Below are 19,555 nucleotides of genomic sequence, written 5' to 3' on the forward strand. Positions count from 1 at the left end.
GCGCGCCACACCGCTGCGCGGCGGGCGCGCAGCCGACCGCGACGAGCGGGGAATTCGACCAGCGTGCGCGTGTATTTCTTTCCTCGGGAGTCTATCTCGCGGCGATGCGCGGATAACTTGGAATGCGCTCAGCAGGCGTGCGGTACGTGGAACAGATCGGCGTCGGTGATCGGCGCGTCGGACCCGGTGAGGTAACCCACCAGCGTCGAACGGTCGTCGAGCACGAGCCAGTCGACCAGGTCGGTCAGGGCGGAGCGATCCTCTTTGGTGGTGACGCCGAGCCGAACCCCGTGCGCCGACTCCGCGGAAACGACGGTGGCGCCGATCTTCTCGATCGCCCAGCGGGTCACCACGAACTCCATGGCGGGCTCGACCGCCACCGCGATCCGGGTGCCGGGTGCGGCGCCACGGGCCAGCAGGACCCGGGCCAGCCGGTTGGACCAGCGGTCCAGGTAATCACGGTCGGCCTCGAGGGTGGACACCGCGACAGCCGTCTGGTCAGTTCCGGTCCGGTGCTGAGCGAGGTATGCGGTGTTCATCAGGTGGTCCTCCGAAGTCGTTCTCGATTTCCTGTACGACTTCTAATTTCCCCTGTTCAGAGGCCTACCGACAGGACCCCCAGTGCTGGTGCGGCCAACCCCCGGGGGTGATCGATTCACCACCCCAGGGTGTGCGACGGCGCTGCCGGCCGCGGCGAACCCGCGACCGGCAGCGGTTGTTCAGGCGGGCACCAGCTCCGTGGAAACCGTTGCGTCCCAATCGATCCGGTAACGCTGCTCGGCGCCGAGCTGCTTCTCCTGATCGGTCATCCGGAACATCACCGGCATCACCAGATTCATCATCTTGCGCGCCACCGGACCCGGCGTCTTGCTGTGGTTGATCCGCGCCGCGCGCTTGGCCACACCCTCCACGCGGGCCCGGCGCAACCGCTCGTAGGCTCGGAAGGCCTGCTCGTGCGGCAGATCACGCAGGCATCGAGCCAAGTGGATCGCGCTCTCGATACCCAGCGACGCGCCCTGCCCGGAACTGTTGGACGGGGCGTGCACCGAGTCGCCCACCAGCACCATCCGGCCCCGGTACCAGTGCGGCACCGGGGGCATGATGTGCAGCGCCCCGGTGACTTCCAGGTTTTCCGCTGTCGTCGCCCGCACCAGACGGCCACCCGCGGCATCGGCACCGTAGGTTTCCCGCAGGATCCGCAACCAGTGCTCGGCCGGCAGCGCCCGCGCCTCGGTCAGCGAAAGGTACTGCTTGTGCGGCAGATTCACGCCCCACATGAAGCGGCCGTCGCCCACTGCGGCGTACAGGTAGTAGGCCCGCTTGCCGAACGCGAAAACCATGGTGCCCGCCGGGGTGTCGAGATCGCAGTCGACCATCGCGCCGAAGCCGAGCATGCCGGTGTAGTCCGGCCCGGGCGCCTTCGGATCGATCAGCCCGCGCACCGTCGACCGGATACCGTCCGCGCCGACGAGCACGTCGGCGGTGGCGGTGCTGCCATCGGCGAAGTGGGCGGTGACGCCGTCGGCCGCCTCCTCCACGCGCACCAGCCGCTTGTCGTATTCGAACGGCACCCCGGCGGCGGTCGCGTGGTCGTGCAGCGCACGGTGCAGTTCACTGCGATCGACCATCTGCAACGGCTCCACACCGGGCAGGCCGGGCACCTGGTGGATCTTGCCGCCGACCGACAGCGACATGTCGGGGATCGGAAAAGCGATGTCGCGCACGCGGTCTCCGGCGCCGAGCACATCGAGCGCGGCCATACCGTTCGGCGCCAGCGCGAGCCCGCTACCGATAGTGAACGCGGGGCCGGGATAGGCCTCGAAGACACGGGCCTCGATGCCCGCCTTGCGCAGTGCGGTCGCGGCGACCGGGCCGGCGATACCGCCGCCGATGACCAGTGCGGTACGTGTTGTGGACATGGGTGATCTCCAAATCAGGTTGGTCGAGGTTGCCCGAAACCGCCCTGTTGCCCACCCGGCTATCCTGTGGTTGCCAAACCTTGGGCTGGGTGCGCGTACGCGGGCACGGTTCGAGACGGTTCGCTCAGGCTCGGCGGGGGTGTTGCCGCACCTCCGCTGAGCTTGGGTTTACATGCGCCCCGGCATCGGGGCGTCGATCTACTCCGGTTCCTTCCCCCTCTCCACCATCTCGAAGACTTCGGCGGGATCGATGTTCTCGGCATGCATGCGCCGCCAGAATCCCAGGTCGGGGAAGGTGCCGTCGACCAATTCGGCGCGGAAGGCTCGCGTCCACTCCAGTTCCGCGGCCAGCATGGTCAGCCCGTATTCGGTTTCGACGGTGAACAGTCGCGGCAGTTTGCCCTTCAGCTCGGCCAGTTCCGCTCGTCCCGAATCGAGCGTCTCCGCCAGGGCGGCGATCCGGGCGCTGAGCAGCTCGATCACCAGGTCCGGCGGCAGTACGCCGAGGATGGACAGGCCGGCGGTGAACCGCGTCGCCTCCAACTCGGGGTCGGCGATCAATTCGGTGGTCCAGCCCCGCATTTCGGCGCGCCCGGCGTCGGTGATCCGATAGATCACCCGCTCCGGCCGGGCGCCGTCGCGTTCGCTGCCGATCGCTTCCAGGAATCCGGCCTTGGCCATGTTCTGCACGACCGTGTAGAGCGAGCCCCACTTGATGTCCATATCGCGGTCTTTGCCGCGTTGCTTGAGCATGGACGCGATCTCGTAGCGGTGCATCGGCCGTTCCACGATCACCGACAGCACTGCCAGCGCCAGCAGATTGTTGACTTTGCGTTTGGCAGCCATCGCACCTCCTACTCGTCTACGAATATACGTCTACGAGTATTAGACGGCAAGCGCTCCTCGGAGCGTTCAACCTCGAGCGTCGGCATACTCAAGCTGGTCATCGAGCACTTTGCGGGCGACGTTGTCCAGCGCCTCGTCGAGTAGCACGCTGTCAGCTGGATCCCGATCGTCCCAATCGTCGATCCGGCCGCTGAGCCAGCGCCGCCAGGCGGCGTGCACCCGGTCCACTTCGACCCTTCCGGCGGCGGTCAAGTCCAGGTTCCCGTCGTCGGCGTCCACATAACCCGCGCCGATCATCTGCAGAATCACCGGTTCGATCACCTCGTCGGGCACCTTGTGCGCCAGCGCGATCGAGTCGATGGTGGCGCCGCCGCGAATCCTGTTGTGCAGGTAGATCTGTCCGAGCGCCCACGCCTGCCCCCGGCTCAACCGGCTGCCCGCGTCGGCGAGGATACCCAGACCGATCGACCCGCTCTCCGCACGCGCTTTCGCCATGGTCGCGCCGACCGCTCGTTCCAGCAGGGCGACCCGATCGGAGTGGTCCGGCATCGAGAAGCCCTCGCCCACATCCGTCGCCCCGCCGCGAATGCTGTCGCGCAGCGGCACCTGCTTCAGGAACCACGCGACGAGGAAGCCGAGCAGCGCGACCGGCACCACCCATTTGAAGACGAAGTCGATCGAATGCGCGTACGCGTCGATGATCGGCGCGGCTTTATCGGCGGGCAGATTGCGCAACGCCTCGGGACTGGCCGCGACCTCCGGCGACACCCCGGGCGACTGCGCGAGCGCCTTACCCAGATTCGGCGTGAGCTGATTGGTGTAGAGCGTGCCGAAGATGGTGGCGCCGAAAGCGCTGCCGAGCGTGCGGAAGAAAGTGACGCCGGAGGTCGCGGTCCCGAGATCCGCATACGGCACGGTGTTCTGCACCACGATGGTCAGCACCTGCATGGACAGGCCGATGCCCATACCGAGCACCAGCATGTACAGCGACTCCTGCGAGGTGCTCGTGGTCCGGCCCATGGTGGACATCAGCCACAGGCCGAGCGCCATCACGGCGGTGCCGACGATCGGAAAGTACCGGTAGCGCCCGGTTTTCGCGACCACCTGCCCCGACAGGATCGAGGTGAACATCAACCCGACCACCAGCGGCAGTGTGCGCACACCCGACATGGTGGCCGAAACCCCGTCCACATATTGGAAGTAGGCGGGCAGGAAGGTCAGGGAACCGATCATGGCGAAGCCGACGATGAAGCTCAGAATCGAACACACGGTGAAGACGTTGCTGCGGAACAACTTCATCGGCAGCATGGGCTCCCGGGCCCGCAACTCCACCGCCACGAAGGCCGCCAGTAACACCACCGAGGCGACGAACAGCCCGATGATCTGCCAAGAACGCCAAGGGTATTCCTGCCCGCCGAATTCGAGTCCGAGGATCAGGCAGGAGACGCCCGCCGCCACGAAGCCGATGCCCGCGTAGTCGATGATCGGCCGGGCGGCGGCCCGCATCCGCGGGATGGTCCGCGCGGCCAGTGCGATCATGATGATCGCGATCGGCACGTTCACATAGAAGCACCAGCGCCAGCTGGCGTGGTCGGTGAACAGACCGCCCAGCGTGGGACCGACCACCGTCGTGATGCCGAAGACCGCGCCGAGCGCGCCCTGATACTTACCGCGTTCGCGCAGCGGGATGGTGTCGGCGATCAACGCCATCGCGGTCACCATGAGACCGCCCGCGCCGATGCCCTGGACCCCGCGGGCCACGATCAGCAGCACCATGTCGTGCGCCAGGCCGGCCACGGCCGAACCGGCGATGAAAATGAGCCCGCTGATCTGGAAGATCAGTTTGCGTCCGAACAGGTCGCCGAGTTTGCCCGCCAGCGCCGTCGCCACCGCCTCGGTGAGCATGTACGCCGTGACCACCCAGGCCATATGCCCGGCGCCGCCCAGGTCCGCCACGATGCTGGGCAGCGCCGCCGACACGATCGTCTGATCCAGCGCCGCCATCAGCATGCCCAGCACGATGGTGCCGAAGATGAGGTTGATCCGGCCGCGGCTGAGCGCTTCCGGGGCGGACTTCTCGGCGACAGCAACTGCCTCGGTCATGGGCCCAGTATGGTCTGACGCCTTCCTCGCGACCCGCCAGCGACACGGCAGCTAATCGCCGTGCCGGACCGCGTAATCAGCAAGTCCGGGCGCCAGGGCGTCGAAGGCGATCACGATATATCCGGTGAGGGCGGCGGCGATTTCGTCGTTGGATTCCCCTGCCAGAGTGCGGCGCATCGTTTCGTCGAACAGCACCCGGTGCACGCCACCCAGTTGCGCCGCCGCCACCCGAGGGGTGATGTCACCGGGTTCGGCGGCGGTTTCCCCGGCGAGCGCACGAGCCAGCGCCGCCTCGCGCTCGTCGTGAAACTCCCGCAGCCGGGCGACCAGCGCCGGGCTTTCGGCGATCATCTTCGCGAACTCGAACCCCGAGAACCCCACGACCGGACTCCGCTCGGCCGCCGCCGCCAGATACACCCGGCGCAGCGCCGCCAGCGCGGATTCACCCGGCGCACGTTCGCGCACGGTCCGCGCTAGTTGCTCGACGAACACCTCCCCCAGGTCCAGCGCCAGATCCTCCTTGCGGGGGAAGTAGTTGGTCACCGTCATCTTGGCCACGTCGGCGGCCGCGGCCACCTCGGCGATCGTCACCTTGTCGAAGCCGCGCTCCAGGAACAGCAGTGTGGCCTGGTGCGAGATCTTGTCCCTGGTCTGCTGTTTCTTCCGCGCGCGGAGGCCCTGTTCGGTCATGCGGGTCAGCCTATCTGAATCCGTCACAAATTTATGCTTGACATATTTTTTGGTCTGACCTAATTTTGTCTTCGTTGCCGGCGACGGCACACGATCGAAGGAGAAACCGCGTGATCCACGGCCCTGACACCGCAGCCCCGAGCCCGTCCATCCAGACCACCACTTCCAAGGGAGCAGCCACCATGGCCGAATACACCGCGCATCTCAGCCTCGACCAGGCGATCGAGCAGCTCATGGCGAGCCCGGCACCGCAGCCGGTAGCCCGCCGTGTTGTCGAACCAGCTACCGGCGCAAGGCAATTCGCCGTCTCGGTGCCCAAGCGGCGGAACCATCGCCTCGACGCGCCGCGGCCACGTCAGGCGCACCGCACCCCGGTGCATCGCCCGCTGCGGATCCCCGGGCGCTGACAGTCCCGATCGGCGCGGAATATTCCGCCCACCGGAGTGCTTCTACCAGGCACTGATCCGCAACGACCCCGCCGATGCGCACCGCGACGCCGGATGCGGCCCAACGCATCCGACGTATCCCGGTGGCCGACGCCCAGCCGCGTCGGCCACCGGCACTCTCCACGATCGAAAAGGACCTCGTATGCCTCAGTTCTGCACCACGACCCGCCGCCTCGCCCCCACCACCGGTTCGGTCAGTGAAGACCCGATCAAGGACTACCTGCGCGCCATCGGTCGCACCCCGCTGCTCACCGCCGCCGAGGAGGTCGAGCTGGCCGAACGCATTACGGCGGGTCTGCGGGCCCGGCAGGAGCTCGACGAAAGCGCCGCTGCCGGAAGCGAACTCGACCCCGCGGCCCGGCGCGCGCTCCGACGGGCAGCGGCCGACGGCGAGCACGCCAAAGAACACATGGTCGAAGCCAATCTGCGTCTGGTCGTCTCCATCGCCAAGCGCTACCCGGTGCCGACCGGCATGTCGCTGCTGGATCTGGTGCAGGAGGGCACCTTCGGGCTGATCCGCGCGATCGAGAAGTTCGAGCCCGAACGCGGGCTGAAGTTGTCCACTTACGCCACCTGGTGGATTCGCCAGGCCATCGGCCGGGCACTGGCCGATCAGGGACGCACCATCCGCATCCCGGTGCACGTGGTGGAGGTGCTCAACAAGGTCACCCGCACCCAGCGGACGTTGTCGCAGCAGCTGGGCCGGGCCGCGACCTCGGCCGAGATCGCGGCCGAACTCGAGTTGACCACCGAACAGGTCGAGGACGTCATTCGCCATGGGCGTACACCGATTTCACTGCACACCCCGGTCGGCGAGGAGGACGACACCGAACTCGGCAGCCTCCTCGCCGACGCCGCGCCCGACCCGGCCGAACTGGTCGCGAACGGCCAGGTCCGCGGCCGGCTGGACGCGGTGCTCGCGACGCTGAGCGAGCGCGAGCGCGAGGTCATCCTGCTGCGGTTCGGTCTGGATCGCGGCGAGCCGCGCACGTTGGAACAGGTCGGCACCGCCTTGGGCGTCTCCCGCGAACGGATCCGCCAGCTCGAAGCGAAGGCGCTGGGCAAGTTGCGGCAGCCGAGCCGGGCCCGCAACCTCGCCGACATGCTGAGCTGACGAACTACTCCGGCGTCTCGATCAGCGCGAACGACAGCGGCACCAAGAGGTCGACGAGCGCGTCCACCGGGGGGCGCGGATCGGCGAGCAGCCATTCGTGCGCGAGGCCGTTGATCGCGCCGATGAGCGCCGACGCACCCAGCGATGTGCCGCCGCGCAGGCGGCCACCGGGTGCGACCCGCGGCACCACGACCGATGCGAGCAGCCCGGCCCACTTGTGCCGGCGTGCACGGCGATGCGTCTCCATCCGCGCGCTGACCCCGACCACCTCGATGAAGGCGACCTTCGCGCGGTACGGATCGGAGCCGATCGAGCCGAGGTAGGCCGACATCGCGGTGTGCATCGCCGTGCTCGCGTCCGCGGCCGGGTCCAGCATGCGAACGGCCGCGCTCACCGCGGCGGCGGCCTCGTCCTGGATCCGGTCGTAGGCCGCGACCAGCACGTCTTCCCTGGTCTGGAACTCTTCGTAGAACTGCCGCTTGGACAGGGCGGCGGCGGCGCACACGTCGGCCAGCGAGCAATCGGTGTATCCGCGCTCGGCGAAGATCCGGGTCGCGGCGTCGAGGAACCGTAGCCGGCGTTCGGCTTTGCGTTCGGTGACGGCGCGTCCGCCGTATTGCCTGCCTACGGTTGTCACGGGGCTTACGGTACTCAGCCGGTCAGCCGCGTATTGTCTGAGTCAATTCCGATTGCCCTTCCCCCGGAACTTACTCCAGAGTAAGGTTTGCCCTATGGCGTGGAAACCAACACAGATCCCGGATCAGACCGGGCGCACCTTTGTCATCACCGGCGCGAACGGCGGACTGGGCACGGAGACCACCAAAGTTCTTGCGGCCAAGGGCGCTACCGTCGTCATGGCATGCCGCAACGCCGAAAAAGCTCAGGCCGTGGCGGACAGCATCCCCGGGGATGTCCGCACCGCGACGCTCGACCTGGCCGACCTGGCCTCCATCCGCAAGTTCGCCGACACCTCCGGCGAGTTCGACGTCCTCGTCAATAACGCGGGCCTGATGAACATTCCGTTCTCCCGCACCAAGGACGGTTTCGAAACCCAGTGGGGCGTCAATCATCTCGGCCACTTCGCGCTGACCGGGCTGCTGCTGGACCGGATCGCCGACCGCGTGGTCACTCTGGCCAGCATCGCCCACAAGCAGCTGCCGAAGTTCCATATCGACGACCTGAACTACGAGCACCGCCGCTACCAAAGGAATCTGGCCTACTCCCAGGCCAAGCTGTCGAACCTGATGTTCGCCCGCGAACTGCAGCGCCGCCTGCGCGAAGCCGGTTCCGCCAAACGGTCCTACGCCGTGCACCCCGGCGTCTCGGCCACCGACCTGTTCGCCCGCACCCAGACTCCGCTGGACTGGGTCAGCAAGCCGTTCATCCGGATGGTCGGCCACGCCCCCGCCAAGGCGGCCCACTCCACCCTCTTCGCCGCGACCATGCCCGACGCGGACCCCGAGACCTATTGGGGACCGACCCGGCTGTTCCAGAGCCAAGGTCCGGTGGAGCCGGCACCGTCGACCAGCCTGTCCCAGGACAAGGAGCTGTGGCGGCGGCTGTGGGAGGAATCCGAGCGGTTGACCGGAGTCACCTACAAGTTCTGAGCACGCACGCCGTCGTCCCGGCACGGTTCGGCCGGGCGACGACCTGCTCCTACGGGCGCTGTAGTAGACGGGTACCGTGGTAGCCGTGTCTGCTCCTCCCCGCCGCTCGGCACACAATCGCCCGGCTCTCATCGCCCTGGTAATTGCGTCCGCGCTGACCTGCCTGGCCCTGGGCTGGTGGCAGTGGGAGCGGTTCGAATCGGCGAGCGGAACCGGGCAGAACCTCGGCTACGCGCTGCAGTGGCCGCTGTTCGCCGGGTTCGCGGTCTTCGCCTACTTCCGCTTCGTGCGGCTCGAACGCGAATCCGAGGACGACGGCGAGCAGACCCCGAAACCCGCCAAACCTGTTGCACCCCGGGAAATTCCGGCCGGGATCCTGCCCGAGCGGCCCAAGGCTCCACGCGACGACGACCCGGTACTGGCCGAGTACAACCGCTACCTGGCCGACCTGAACGCCAAAGATGTCGAAGAACAGGTCCGCGAAGCCGGCCTGGACGCCCGTACCGAGAGGAGCGCCGGATGAGCGCCACCGAAACCGCGCCCGGCGCGAAGACCCAGAAGATCGCCGCCGCGCTCACCCGCTACCGCGCCCTCGCCTGGATCACGGGTCTGTGGCTGCTGCTGCTGACCGGTGAGATGGTCGCCAAGTACGGCTTCGGCGTGGACACTCCGAGCTGGATCGCCGTCGTCCACGGCTGGGTCTACTTCGCCTACCTGCTGGTCACCGCCGACCTCGCGGTCAAGGTGCGCTGGCCGCTCGCGCGCACCGTCGGCACCCTGATCGCCGGCACCATCCCCTTCCTGTCGTTCTACGTCGAGCACGTGAACGCCAAGAAGGTGCGGGCGGAATTCGGGGTCTGACCCGAGCTACCCTTCGCGCGCGAGGGCCGACAGCGCCGGAAGCAGCTGCCGCAAGGCGCGGCCGCGGTGCGAAGCGGCATCCTTCTCGGCAGGGCTGAGCTGAGCGGCACTCAACTCGCCGCCGTCCGGGAAGAACAAGGGGTCATAGCCGAAGCCGTTCTCGCCCTTGGGTTCCCGGCCGATGATGCCCGGCCACTCGCCGCGGACCACGAGCTCCTCGCCGCCGGGGACGACCAGGGCGCAGGTGGAGACGAAGCGGCCGCCTCGGCGTTCGTCCGGAACATCGGTCAACTGGGCGAGCAGCAGAGCGTTGTTGGCCGCGTCGTCACCGTGCCGGCCGGACCAGCGGGCGGAGAGCACACCGGGCATGCCGTTCAGAGCATCCACTTCGATGCCGGAATCGTCTGCGACACAGGGCAATCCGGTCGCGGCGGCACCATCGCGGGCTTTGGCCAGCGCGTTGCCCTCGAAATCCGGCGCGGTTTCGGGTGCTTCCGGGTAGGGCGGGACATCGTCCAAGCCCACGATCTCGATCCCCGCGATGCCGGCCTCATCGAGGATGCGCCGCAGCTCCTTCAGCTTCTTCGCGTTGCGGCTGGCGACGAGGACGCGGCTCACTTGCGCTTCTCCACCGGTTCGGGGAGCTCGCCCGGATACGGGAGGGCGAGCGCTTCCTTCTGGATCGCGAACAGCCGCTCGCAGCCGGCCAGGGCCGAATCCAGCATCTTGTCCAGGGTGGAGCGCGGGAAAGTAGCGCCTTCGCCGGTGCCCTGAATTTCCACCAGGGTGCCGGTGTCGGTGGCGACGACATTCATGTCGACCTCCGCGCGCGAATCCTCCTCATAAGGCAGGTCCAGCCGGACCCGGCCGTCGACGACGCCGACGCTGACCGCGGCGATCGCACAGGAGATCGGCTGCGGGTCGGCCAGCCCGCCGGCCGCGCCGAGGTAGGTGACCGCGTCGGCCAGGGCGACGTAGGCGCCGGTGATGGCGGCGGTACGGGTGCCGCCGTCGGCCTGCAACACGTCACAGTCGATGGCGATGGTGTTCTCGCCGATGGCGGCGAGATCGATGCAGGCACGCAGTGAACGGCCGACCAACCGGCTGATCTCCTGGGTACGGCCGCCGACCTTGCCCTTCACCGATTCGCGCCCGGCGCGGGTGTGGGTGGCGGCGGGCAGCATCGCGTACTCGGCGGTGAGCCACCCCAGGCCGGAATCGCGGCGCCACGGCGGCACACCCTCGGTGACGCTGGCCGTGCACATCACCCGGGTCTGCCCGAATTCCACCAGCACCGAACCCGCTGGATGCGTAGTGAAACCACGGGTGATCCGGACCTCGCGGAGTTCGTCGTCCGCCCTGCCATCAGCTCGTCTCGACACGCGCACAGCCTAACGGGCACGCTTGCGCGTGGGAGATGCCGGGGATGAGCTGGCGGCAACCGCCAACCGCGAGACCTGGTCGGCGGCGGCGAGCTCAGATGTCGAAGGTCTCGCCCGGGGCGACCGCGTGCACCGGACCGGAGAAGACCGCCTTGGCTTCGGCGATCACGTCTTCCCGCGAAGTCCACGGCGGAATGTGGGTGAGCAGCAACTCCTTGACCCCGGCCCGCGCCGCGATCTCACCCGCCTCGGTACCCGAAAGATGAATGCCGGGTGGGCGATTCGCGGGGTCGTGGGTCCACGAGGCCTCCGACATCAGGATGTCGGCGTCTTGCGCGAGCTCGAGCACCGCGTCACACATGGCGGTGTCACCCGTGTAGACGAAGGTGCGCCCGGCCTTGGTGGTGATCCGCAGTCCGTAGGACTCCGGCGGGTGGAACATCCGCCGCGCTACCACGGTGTGGCCGGGGCCGAACTCGACCGGCTCGTGCTCGGCCCAGGCGCGATGATCGATCACATCAGACCAGTCGTCGCATTCGCCGCCCACCTCGGCCGAAGCGTTGCCGATCCGCAGCCCGGCATCCGACGGCCCGCGCACGATGGCCTTGCCGACCGGCGGCGTGGGGTGGTAGCGCCGCCACACCAGCAGCCCCGGCATATCCAGGCAGTGGTCGGCATGCAGATGAGTGAGGAAGATGTCGACCTCACCGGGATCGGCGTATCGCTGCAGCGCGCCGAGCACACCGGGTCCGAAATCGATGACCACCGGAGTCATGTCCGGGCCGGTCAGCAAATACCCCGACGCTGGGGAGTCCGGGCCGGACACACTGCCCGAGCACCCGAGGACGGTAAGGCGCATCCCATCATGCTGCCACGACGAATTCTCGGTCACCAACGGATCCCCCACATTCGGCTGCGGTCGAGGGTCTCACCTGGGCTGCGCAATGATCCCCGACTGATCCGTGCGGCGGCTTCGGCGTGCATCACCAGAGAGTACCCAGCCCGCGAGCAGTCCACCCAACGCGCCGAAAAGATGGCCCTGCCAAGATATTCCGGGCTGCCCCGGCAGTACACCCCACAGCGCCGAACCGTAGATCGCGAAAACCACCAACCCGAGCAGGATCTGACCGAGGTTCCGGGCGAACCAGCCGCGCGAGATCAGGTAGGTCAGCCAGCCGAAAATCAGCGACGACGCCCCGATGTGCACGCTGTACTCCGGCCCGATCGACCAGGTGCCGATTCCCGCGACGAGCCAGATGATCGCGGTCGCGGCCAAGCCCCGCCCGATCCCGCTGAGCAGCACGAAGAATCCGAGAACCAGCACCGGCACCGTATTGCTGACCAGATGCGGCCACCCGCCATGCAACAGCGGCGCCCACAGAATGCCGCCCAGTCCGTCCGCGTCGCGAGGCTCGATCCCCGCCTGATCGAGCCGGTGGGCGGCGAGCGTGTCGACCCCTTCGATCCCGTAGAGCAGTACCACGAAACCGGCGATCAGAATCGCGGCCCGCGCCCATACCCGTTGCCCGGACCCGCCGGTGGGCGTCGTCTGCCCACGCAGCCGCGCGATCCGATTCGGGTCGAACGACGGCCCGGCCCCCGTACCACCGGCCATGGCAACCTCCTCGTCAACGGGCCGCCCGAGTTCGGCACCCCGCTCTACCGAGAGTACCGGCGCACCGCACCGCAGATGCCGACGCGCGGCCCGTGCGCTAACTCAGGCCCAGAGTTGGCCGTCCAGGCGCTCTTCCGCCTCTTCCAAGGTGCCGTCGTAAGCGCCGGTCGAAAGGTATTTCCAGCCGCCGTCGGCGACCACGAAGGCGATGTCGGCGCGCTTGCCGGCTTTCAGCGTCTTGCGCGCGACGCCGAGCGCGGCATGCAGGATCGCGCCGGTGGAGATACCCGCGAAAATACCTTCCTCCAAGACCAGTTCGCGGGTGCGCTTCACCGCGTCGAACGGGCCCACCGAGAAGCGCGTGGTCAGGACGGACTCGTCGTAAAGCTCGGGGATGAAACCCTCGTCGATATTGCGCAGGCCGTAGACCAACTCGCCGTAACGCGGCTCCGCGGCGACGATTTCGATGTCCGCGACCTTCTCGCGCAGGAACCGGCCGGTGCCCATGAGGGTGCCGGTGGTGCCGAGACCAGCCACGAAATGCGTGATCTCCGGCAGATCGGCCAGGATTTCCGGGCCGGTGGTCTCGTAGTGCGCGAGCGCGTTGGCCGGGTTGCCGTACTGATACAGCATCACCCAGTCCGGGTGCTCGGCGGCGATCTGCTTGGCCTTGGCCACCGCCTGATTGGAACCACCGGCGGCAGGCGAATCGATGATCTCCGCGCCGAACATGGTCAGCAGCTGCCGACGCTCGACCGAGGTGTTCTCCGGCATCACGCAAACCAGGCGGTAGCCCTTCAGCTTGGCCGCCATCGCCAGCGAGATCCCGGTGTTGCCGCTGGTCGGCTCCAAAATGGTGCAGCCGGGCGTGAGCCTGCCCTCGGCTTCGGCCTGCTCGATCATGCGCAGAGCCGGGCGATCCTTGATGGACCCGGTCGGATTGCGATCCTCCAACTTGGCCCACAGCCGCACGTGATTCTCGCCGTCCCACTGCGGGGACAGGGTGCGCAAACCGACCAGCGGCGTGTTGCCGAGGGTCGCGATCAGCGATTCATAGCGCGCCACGGCGGGATCTAGCCTCCGGCGACGGCGGGCAGGATGGTGACGGACGCGCCCTCAGGCACCTCCGCCTCGAGACCGCCGGAAAAACGCACGTCCTCGTCGTCGACGTAGATATTGACGAAACGGTTCAGCTTGCCGTCCTTGAGCAGCCGCTCGGCCAGCCCCGGATGATTGGCGTCGAGGTCGGTGATCAGCGCGGACAGCGTGTCACCGCTGGCCTGCACCCGCTTCTCGCCGCCGGTCAGGCTGCGCATGATGGTCGGGATGGACACGGTTACCGACATGGAGGGCTCCTAGATTTCCTGGAAAATTAGTACGCGTCGACGATCTGCACGGGCTCTTCGGTGACCACACCGTCCAGGATCCGATAGCTGCGCAGCTCGTGCTGCTCGGGATCACGGGTGGAAATCAGCACGTAGTGCGCGTCGGGCTCGGACGCGAAGGAGATATCGGTCCGGCTCGGGTACGCCTCGGTCGCGGTATGCGAGTGATAGATCACCACCGGCGTCTCATCGGCGTCATCCATCGCACGCCACACCTTCAACTGCTCCCCGGAATCGAACCGGTAGAACGTAGGCGACCGCTCCGCATTGACCATGGCCACGAACCGCTCCGGCCGATCGGACCCCTCGGGCCCGGCAATGATCCCGCAGGCTTCATCCGGGTGATCAGCACGCGCATGCGCCACCATCGCGTCCACAAGGTCGCTCTTGATCACCAGCACCAGTAGAACCCTTCCGTATCCCGGCCGTCCCAGCCGACAACGACCCAGAATATTCACCTATTCCCGCTATACCGCGCACGGGAGTGGTTTGGGGTGACCTGTTGCACATGTGGGTTGGGGTTCGGGGTGATTGGTTCGGGGGCGGGGTGCGGCTTGGCCACCGGGACCTGCTTGGCCTTCTGGACTTCCGGAGATTGGCCTGTCAGGTCCCTGCTCGGCTTCCGGACTGTCCGGTCCCGCCGGACCGGCGCGGTTCTCCGGACCGGGCGGGGTCTCCGGACCGATCGCGGTCAGCACCCAGGATTGCCCTGCGCTGTCGGACAACCGTGCCTTCGATCTGAAGGCGCCGCGCAACCAGCCAATGAGACCCAAACTTTCTGTGCGGGACAGGTCTCCGCAGAACGGGCGCGTGCGCGGTATGGCAGCCCCCTCGCACAGGACCCGCTCTGCTCCCCTGACCTGCTCGGCCGGGAATCTGCCCAGTCCCTTGGTCCTGCCCAGTCCCTTGGTCCTGCCCAGTCCCTTGGTCCTGCCCAGTCCCTTGGTCCTGCTCGGTCCCTGCTCCGCCTCCCGTACCTGTCTGGCTCCGCCCGGATCTGCGCGGCGACGGGACCTGCTTGGCCTCGGGGCCTGTGGGTGAGCGATAGTGCGGGGAATGCGAGGGCGGCCGGGCTGAGTATCTGGACTGGGCGGGGCCGCAGGCGGGTGGGTTCGAGGGCCAAGGGGGTCACGAGGTCGATCCGGTCACGGGGTCGAACCGGGCCCGGGGGCCCAGGGCAGGTCCCGGGGGCCGCGCAGGTCCGGGGGCTGGACAGGTCCGAGAGCTGGGCAGGTCCGAGAGCTGGGCAGGTCCGAGAGCTGGGCAGGTCAGGGCGGGGACGGACAGGTTCGGGAGGCCGAGGAGGTCAGGGAGCCGAGCGGGACCGGGCAGGTCTGACCAGGTCCTGGGGCCGTGCAGATTCAGGCAGGTCCGGGCGGGCCGAAATGTGTCCGGGGAGGACCGGACATGTTCGTGGCGCAGCACCACACGAGGTGGCTATACCGCGAAAAGGGCTCGGTAGGAGGGTATTCCGGCTAGCGGTTCGGCCGAGAGGATGGCGTCGACGATGGCGCGTTCGACGGCGACCGCGGCGGCGGTGCAGAGGGCATCGAGGACCAGCAGGTCTGCCGGGAAGGCGGGCGGCATGGGAAAGCTCGGCGCCTGCTCGGCCGTTCCGGTCGCCAAGGCGAACAGGGTGTCGCCGTCGAGCGGGGAATGCGCGGGGCGGATCGCGCGGGCCAGTCCGTCGTGGGCGGTCAGCGCCATGCGGCGGCAGCCGATCGGGTCCAGCCGAGCGTCGGTCGCGACCACGCCGATGGTGGTATTCAGCACGGTGCCCTTGACCGGCAACGCGTTCGCCCGCGCGACCTGTTGCGGTGTGGGCGTGGGCAATCCGAAGAACGCGGGCCCGTCCGTCCCGACCCCCCACGGCAAACCGGTGCGCGGATCGAACACGGAACCAACGGGATTCGCCACGATCAACGCCGCCACCGTCAGCCCGGCGGCCGGCCCCTCCCCCAGCACGATGCTCGCACTGCCGATTCCACCTTTGATCGATCCCGCCCGCGCCCCGACTCCGGCCCCCACCGAGCCGCGAGCGAACTCGACCGCCGCCGCTTCGGCCGCCCGGTACCCGAACTCCGCGGTCGGCCGAATCCTCCAGTCTCCCACCGGAAGATCGAAGATCACCGCGCCCGGAACGATCGGAACCACTTTCCCCGGATCGGCCGGATCCATCGGAATCCCCTCTCCCCGTTCCTCCAGCCACCGCATCACCCCGTCGGCGGCAGCCAGCCCATAGGCACTGCCGCCGGTAAGCAGGATCGAATTCACCTGCCGCACAGTGTTACTCGGGTCGAGCAGATCCGTCTCGCGGGTCCCTGGTCCACCCCCGCGCACATCCACCGCCGCCACCGCCCCACCCGGCGCGCGCACCACGGTGCAGCCCGTCGCCGCCCCGCTCCCGATCGCCGCGTCAGCATCGAGGACATGGTGATGTCCCACCAACAGTCCTGCCACATCGGTCAACGAATTGCGCGCACCGGCCACCGCGTTCATGCGCCCCATTCTGCGCCGATCTCGCAACACCCGGCCCATAGCCGCGCCCGAACGCCGTGATTCGCCAGGCTCGCGCCGGTACCGCGCGCTGCTGAGCTTCGATTCCGCCCTCAGGCATCCAACCCTCAGGCGCGAATCGGGTGCGGCCGCTCAGCACTCCGCCGAGCAGGGCCCCGCCCATCGGAGCACGCTGCCGAACATCCGAGCCCGGCATCGAGCATCGGGCACGACGCCAAGCAGCCCAGCACCAGACCGAACATCGGGCCACGACATTGAACATCAGGGCACGAAGCCAGCCTTCCCAGCACGACACCAAGCGTCCAAGCACGACATCAAGCATCCGTGCGCGACACCACCAGCGGAACCCATCTCGCCGCGTAGAGAAGCGGTCCCAGCGACTGCCGCGCGTGGTCGAGCAGATAGGCGGCGGACCGGCGCAAGCAGATAGTTTCTCGCCGACCACATCGGCGCGCGACCCCGAGCATCCAAGACCGAAGCGCGCCCCTAACCGCGAGCTGCCGCTCCTGGCCTACTCCGGAGACAAGGCCTGAAGGAGCGAGTCCTGCATCCAGGTAAGCCAGTGATAGACATCAAGGTGCACCCCGCGCGGATCGCCGGGGTCGAGGTGGTCGGGAGTGTCGGCATCGATACCGAGCACGGTCCCCAGCGCCAACCGGACATCGGTCAGCGCGGTGAGCCAGGCATCGGCTTGTTCCGGGGTCAGCGAGACCTTGCCGCCCTCGGTGGGGACGGTATCGAGGACAACGGTGGCCGCGGCCACCTTGGCGTCGATGATTTCCGGTTCGTGCAGGCCGCGCAGGGCGCTGTTGAGGTCGGAGCGGTCGGCGTCTGGCGAACCGGGCTCGCTGCGGTGGAAGTCGGGCAGCAGCCGTTTGAGCCGCGGGTCGTCGGGCGGGGCGGTGTTACCGCTGCGCAGGCCGGTCAGGGCGGCGAGCTCGTCCTCCGGCGCGGACTGGGCTCGTTCGACGAGCAGCCCGGAAACGGCGCCGACCAGCGAACGCAGCACCGCGGCCTCCCGCTGGTCCATTTCGGATCGCAGTTTGAGGCCGCTCAGCGAGTTCTTCCGACTCCACTTACGCACGGAGACTCAGGGTAGTCGCACGATCAATCATCCCGTTGCATCGTGGCCCACAGGCCAGCCGCATGTAACCGGCGCACGTCCTGCTCCATTTTGTCTCGCGAGCCCGAGGACACCACCGCTTTACCTTCGTTGTGCACCTGCAGCATCAGTTCCGTGGCCTTCGCCTTGGTGTAGCCGAAAAGCTTCTGGAAGATGTAGGTGACGTAGTGCATGAGGTTGACGGGGTCGTCCCAGACGACCGTCACCCAGGGGCGATCCTCCGCCTCCAGGATCTCGGTGTACTCGACCGCTTCCGGAGTCGCCTGTGCCGCCGACAGCGTCGTTGTCAGTGGGGTTTCGCACAAGGCCATAACGTCCAGGGTACGACTCGACCGCGCGAGCACAACACCTGCGGAGCAGCTGACGGATAAGGCCACATTCGCATATCGCTGTCTACAGTGGCCGTGTGGAGACATCGAGCACCGCGCTCCTTACCGACCAGTACGAACTGACCATGCTCGCCGCGGCCCTGGCCGACGGCTCGGCCGAACGACAATGCACCTTCGAGGTATTCGCCCGCCGTTTGCCGAATGGTCGCCGCTACGGCGTGGTGGCGGGCACGGGCCGGGTGCTCGAGGCATTGGAACGATTCCGGTTCGGTCCCGAAGAATTGGCGGTGGTGTCGCGGTTCCTCGATACCCGCACTGTCGAGTGGTTGCGCGACTACCGCTTCACCGGAGAAATCGACGGCTATGCCGAGGGGGAACTGTACTTCCCGGGGTCGCCGATCCTGACCGTGCGCGGCAGCTTCGGCGACGGCGTGGTCCTGGAGACGCTGATCCTGTCCATCCTCAATCACGACAGCGCGATCGCCTCGGCCGCGGCCCGCATGGTCAGCGCGGCGGCCGGCCGCCGGATGATCGAGATGGGCTCGCGCCGGACCCACGAACTGGCCGCGCCGTCCAGCTCCCGCGCCGCCTACCTGGCCGGTTTCGACACCACCTCGAACCTGGAAGCGGCCCGCCGGTTCGGCGTGCCCAGCGCGGGCACCAGCGCGCACGCGTTCACCCTGCTGCACAGCGGCGCCGACGGCACGCACGAGAAGGCAGCCTTCCGCAGCCAGGTCGAATCGCAGGGCGTGGGCACCACGCTGCTGGTGGACACCTTCGACATCACCCAGGGCGTGGCCAACGCGATCGAGGTGGCGGGCCCGGAACTCGGTGCCGTGCGCCTGGATTCGGGCGATCTCGGTGTGCTGGCCAAACAGGTGCGCGACCAACTCGACAGCCTCGGCGCCACCGGCACCCGCATCGTGGTGTCCGGTGACCTCGACGAATACGCCATCGCCGCGCTGCGCGGCGACCCGGTGGACGTCTACGGTGTCGGCACCTCGCTGGTCACCGGTTCGGGTGCGCCGACCGCGGGCATGGTCTACAAACTGGTCGAGGTCGACGGGGTCCCCGTGGCGAAACGCAGCAGTCACAAGGAATCGCGCGGCGGTACCAAGAAGGCGATCCGGCTGTCCCGGCACACCGGCACCATCGTGGAGGAAATCGTCTATCCCGCAGCGGGTTCGATGCCGGACACGAACGGGTACGAGGTCCGGGAACTACAGGTGCCGCTGGTGCGCGAGGGCAAGGTGCTCGACGGGTTGCCGACGCTGGAGCAGAGTCGCGAGCTGGTGAAACAGGGCTTGGTGAGCCTGCCGTGGGAGGGACTCAAGCTCTCCGCCGGTGAGCCGGCGATTCCCACGACGTTCATCCGGTGATCAGCGGCGTTCGTACAGCAGGCTGAACCCGATGAACAGCGCGGCGCTCACCACCCCGCGCAGGGCGAGCCAGCCCCACTCGCCGCCGTCGATGGGTTGATCGAACAGCAACCACATGCCGCCGAACGCGAGCGCGCACGCGGCGAACATCACGCCCTTCAGCGCCCAGACGGTCAGCGTGATCCGGCAGTTGTCGTCGCGCGCCGCGACCTCGATATGGTGTGACACAACGAAATACC

The 19,555-nt window shown here is 67.8% G+C and carries 23 protein-coding genes; 6 read left to right on the forward strand and 17 right to left on the reverse strand.

Annotated elements, in window-relative coordinates; genetic code table 11:
• Positions 1 to 128: 128 nt before the first annotated feature.
• From BJ987_RS36645 to BJ987_RS36665, 5 genes are all read right to left on the reverse strand, one after another.
• The gene (locus tag BJ987_RS36645; protein WP_209897594.1) at positions 129 to 539 is read right to left on the reverse strand and encodes an AMP-binding protein; all 411 of its coding nucleotides are present in this window, start codon (positions 537 to 539) and stop codon (positions 129 to 131) included.
• A 180-nt stretch (positions 540 to 719) separates the two neighbouring features.
• On the reverse strand, positions 720 to 1,919 hold the full coding sequence (locus BJ987_RS36650) for an FAD-dependent oxidoreductase (RefSeq protein WP_209897595.1): 1,200 nt from the start codon (positions 1,917 to 1,919) through the stop codon (positions 720 to 722).
• Positions 1,920 to 2,117: 198 nt separating this feature from the next.
• Positions 2,118 to 2,765 (reverse strand): PadR family transcriptional regulator, encoded by a 648-nt coding sequence (locus tag BJ987_RS36655; RefSeq protein ID WP_209897596.1) that lies wholly within the window; start codon positions 2,763 to 2,765, stop codon positions 2,118 to 2,120.
• Between the two features lie 66 nt (positions 2,766 to 2,831).
• On the reverse strand, positions 2,832 to 4,868 hold the full coding sequence (locus tag BJ987_RS36660; RefSeq protein WP_209897597.1) for an MDR family MFS transporter: 2,037 nt from the start codon (positions 4,866 to 4,868) through the stop codon (positions 2,832 to 2,834).
• Between the two features lie 51 nt (positions 4,869 to 4,919).
• Positions 4,920 to 5,558, reverse strand: coding sequence for a TetR/AcrR family transcriptional regulator (locus BJ987_RS36665; RefSeq protein ID WP_209897598.1), 639 nt, complete (start codon positions 5,556 to 5,558; stop codon positions 4,920 to 4,922).
• Positions 5,559 to 5,668: 110 nt separating this feature from the next.
• Between BJ987_RS36665 and BJ987_RS36670 the strand changes: the two genes are divergently transcribed.
• Positions 5,669 to 5,965: a hypothetical protein gene (locus BJ987_RS36670; protein WP_209897599.1), complete on the forward strand. Its 297-nt coding sequence runs from the start codon at positions 5,669 to 5,671 to the stop codon at positions 5,963 to 5,965.
• A gap of 181 nt (positions 5,966 to 6,146) precedes the next feature.
• On the forward strand, positions 6,147 to 7,118 hold the full coding sequence (locus BJ987_RS36675; RefSeq protein ID WP_209897600.1) for a sigma-70 family RNA polymerase sigma factor: 972 nt from the start codon (positions 6,147 to 6,149) through the stop codon (positions 7,116 to 7,118).
• A gap of 4 nt (positions 7,119 to 7,122) precedes the next feature.
• Here BJ987_RS36675 and BJ987_RS36680 read toward each other — a convergent pair whose 3' ends face one another.
• Positions 7,123 to 7,755, reverse strand: coding sequence for a TetR/AcrR family transcriptional regulator (locus BJ987_RS36680; protein WP_209897601.1), 633 nt, complete (start codon positions 7,753 to 7,755; stop codon positions 7,123 to 7,125).
• Positions 7,756 to 7,849: 94 nt separating this feature from the next.
• Between BJ987_RS36680 and BJ987_RS36685 the strand changes: the two genes are divergently transcribed.
• The 3 genes from BJ987_RS36685 (at position 7,850) to BJ987_RS36695 (ending at position 9,586) form a co-directional block, all read left to right on the forward strand.
• Entirely contained in the window at positions 7,850 to 8,725 is an 876-nt protein-coding gene (locus tag BJ987_RS36685) for an oxidoreductase (protein ID WP_209897602.1), read from the forward strand.
• 85 nt (positions 8,726 to 8,810) lie between these two features.
• The gene (locus BJ987_RS36690; RefSeq protein ID WP_372446921.1) at positions 8,811 to 9,248 is read left to right on the forward strand and encodes a transcriptional regulator; all 438 of its coding nucleotides are present in this window, start codon (positions 8,811 to 8,813) and stop codon (positions 9,246 to 9,248) included.
• Positions 9,245 to 9,586, forward strand: a complete 342-nt coding sequence (locus BJ987_RS36695; RefSeq protein ID WP_209897604.1) for a DUF3817 domain-containing protein — start codon at positions 9,245 to 9,247, stop codon at positions 9,584 to 9,586. Before BJ987_RS36690 ends, BJ987_RS36695 begins: the two co-directional genes overlap by 4 nt.
• A gap of 6 nt (positions 9,587 to 9,592) precedes the next feature.
• Here BJ987_RS36695 and BJ987_RS36700 read toward each other — a convergent pair whose 3' ends face one another.
• The 10 genes from BJ987_RS36700 to clpS form a co-directional block, all read right to left on the reverse strand.
• Positions 9,593 to 10,204 (reverse strand): non-canonical purine NTP pyrophosphatase, encoded by a 612-nt coding sequence (locus BJ987_RS36700; RefSeq protein ID WP_209897605.1) that lies wholly within the window; start codon positions 10,202 to 10,204, stop codon positions 9,593 to 9,595.
• The gene (gene rph / locus BJ987_RS36705) at positions 10,201 to 10,968 is read right to left on the reverse strand and encodes a ribonuclease PH (RefSeq protein ID WP_209897606.1); all 768 of its coding nucleotides are present in this window, start codon (positions 10,966 to 10,968) and stop codon (positions 10,201 to 10,203) included. Before rph ends, BJ987_RS36700 begins: the two co-directional genes overlap by 4 nt.
• A 94-nt stretch (positions 10,969 to 11,062) precedes the next feature.
• Positions 11,063 to 11,827 (reverse strand): cyclic nucleotide-degrading phosphodiesterase, encoded by a 765-nt coding sequence (locus tag BJ987_RS36710; protein ID WP_209897607.1) that lies wholly within the window; start codon positions 11,825 to 11,827, stop codon positions 11,063 to 11,065.
• Positions 11,828 to 11,896: 69 nt separating this feature from the next.
• Entirely contained in the window at positions 11,897 to 12,583 is a 687-nt protein-coding gene (locus tag BJ987_RS36715) for a rhomboid family intramembrane serine protease (RefSeq protein WP_209897608.1), read from the reverse strand.
• A 102-nt stretch (positions 12,584 to 12,685) separates the two neighbouring features.
• Positions 12,686 to 13,648: a PLP-dependent cysteine synthase family protein gene (locus BJ987_RS36720; RefSeq protein ID WP_209897609.1), complete on the reverse strand. Its 963-nt coding sequence runs from the start codon at positions 13,646 to 13,648 to the stop codon at positions 12,686 to 12,688.
• An 8-nt stretch (positions 13,649 to 13,656) separates the two neighbouring features.
• Positions 13,657 to 13,929, reverse strand: coding sequence for a MoaD/ThiS family protein (locus tag BJ987_RS36725; RefSeq protein WP_209897610.1), 273 nt, complete (start codon positions 13,927 to 13,929; stop codon positions 13,657 to 13,659).
• A gap of 26 nt (positions 13,930 to 13,955) precedes the next feature.
• A complete protein-coding gene (locus BJ987_RS36730; RefSeq protein ID WP_307869867.1) occupies positions 13,956 to 14,369 on the reverse strand; it encodes a M67 family metallopeptidase in 414 nt (137 codons plus the stop codon).
• Between the two features lie 1,036 nt (positions 14,370 to 15,405).
• Positions 15,406 to 16,467: a P1 family peptidase gene (locus tag BJ987_RS36735; protein WP_209897611.1), complete on the reverse strand. Its 1,062-nt coding sequence runs from the start codon at positions 16,465 to 16,467 to the stop codon at positions 15,406 to 15,408.
• A gap of 529 nt (positions 16,468 to 16,996) precedes the next feature.
• Positions 16,997 to 17,569, reverse strand: coding sequence for an oxidative stress transcriptional regulator AosR (gene aosR, locus BJ987_RS36740; RefSeq protein WP_209897612.1), 573 nt, complete (start codon positions 17,567 to 17,569; stop codon positions 16,997 to 16,999).
• Between the two features lie 23 nt (positions 17,570 to 17,592).
• A complete protein-coding gene (clpS, locus tag BJ987_RS36745) occupies positions 17,593 to 17,919 on the reverse strand; it encodes an ATP-dependent Clp protease adapter ClpS (protein WP_209897613.1) in 327 nt (108 codons plus the stop codon).
• Between the two features lie 95 nt (positions 17,920 to 18,014).
• On the opposite strand from clpS, the gene BJ987_RS36750 reads away from it, so the two are divergent.
• Entirely contained in the window at positions 18,015 to 19,316 is a 1,302-nt protein-coding gene (locus BJ987_RS36750; RefSeq protein ID WP_307869868.1) for a nicotinate phosphoribosyltransferase, read from the forward strand.
• On the opposite strand, the gene BJ987_RS36755 is transcribed toward BJ987_RS36750, so the two are convergent.
• Positions 19,317 to 19,544, reverse strand: a complete 228-nt coding sequence (locus tag BJ987_RS36755; protein ID WP_209897614.1) for a hypothetical protein — start codon at positions 19,542 to 19,544, stop codon at positions 19,317 to 19,319.
• Between the last annotated feature and the right edge of the window lie 11 nt (positions 19,545 to 19,555).

The organism is Nocardia goodfellowii (assembly GCF_017875645.1).
Taxonomy (GTDB): domain Bacteria; phylum Actinomycetota; class Actinomycetes; order Mycobacteriales; family Mycobacteriaceae; genus Nocardia; species Nocardia goodfellowii.